The organism is Tritonibacter sp. SIMBA_163 (assembly GCF_046535935.1).
In the GTDB taxonomy this organism is placed as follows: domain Bacteria; phylum Pseudomonadota; class Alphaproteobacteria; order Rhodobacterales; family Rhodobacteraceae; genus Epibacterium; species Epibacterium scottomollicae.
In genome coordinates, this window is the sequence record NZ_JAWJBP010001241.1 from 1 (window position 1) to 239 (window position 239).

Below are 239 nucleotides of genomic sequence, written 5' to 3' on the forward strand. Positions count from 1 at the left end.
ACGACTAGACCGCGCGCCGGCGCGCGGCGGTGCCCGACCCGACACTGCGGCGCACGGACAGTGATGCGGGGTTTGCCGCCGTGGCACGGCGGGTGCGCGAAGAAAGCGCCCACCCGGTCCGGGCCTTGCGGGAGATCACTCCCGGCCACGTGATGGCAGAGCTCGCGGAGGTCGCCCATGCCTGACATGCGGGTGCCGCTTCGTCGGTTGCCCCCTGTCCCAGGCCTGCCCGAAGGCAT

At 72.8% G+C, this 239-nt stretch carries 1 protein-coding gene; it reads left to right on the top strand.

What is annotated here, in order from left to right; all coding sequences use genetic code 11:
• The first annotated feature begins 29 nt into the window (after positions 1-29).
• Positions 30-185, top strand: coding sequence for a hypothetical protein (locus R0J92_RS26280; protein WP_411053852.1), 156 nt, complete (start codon positions 30-32; stop codon positions 183-185).
• Positions 186-239 lie beyond the last annotated feature (54 nt).